The sequence below is a fragment of the Achromobacter sp. SIMBA_011 genome, from assembly GCF_046535435.1.
In the GTDB taxonomy this organism is placed as follows: Bacteria; Pseudomonadota; Gammaproteobacteria; order Burkholderiales; family Burkholderiaceae_B; genus Achromobacter; species Achromobacter dolens.
This window is the reverse complement of sequence record NZ_JAWRWN010000802.1, coordinates 1-256: the sequence shown is the minus strand read 5'-3', so window position 1 is coordinate 256 and position 256 is coordinate 1. Positions and strand designations below refer to the sequence as shown.

Sequence of the window (256 nt, the reverse complement as noted above, 5' to 3'; positions counted from 1 at the left end):
CGGCGTCAGCACGAATTTTCCCGTGCCGGATGTCACGCGCTCGAACAGGGTCTCCGGACGATCCCTGAAAGCGGTGATCGCATCTGCATCCAGAACCACGGCCTTGTCGCCAAGCAGGGACACGAATTGCCGCGCCTTTTCGAGATCGCCGAAACCGGGCCCGAGAACGAATGCGCCATGGCGTTTATCCTCCAGCCAGCGCCCCAGATCCTCGGCATCATTCAGACCGGCACTCATCACCGCCGTCAGCGTCACC

General features: G+C 62.1%; 1 protein-coding gene. It reads right to left on the bottom strand.

Annotated features, from left to right (window positions below; genetic code table 11):
* Positions 1–256, bottom strand: a 256-nt coding sequence (locus tag SB816_RS33200) for an NAD(P)H-hydrate dehydratase (protein WP_410548404.1), incomplete at both ends; no start/stop codon positions are given.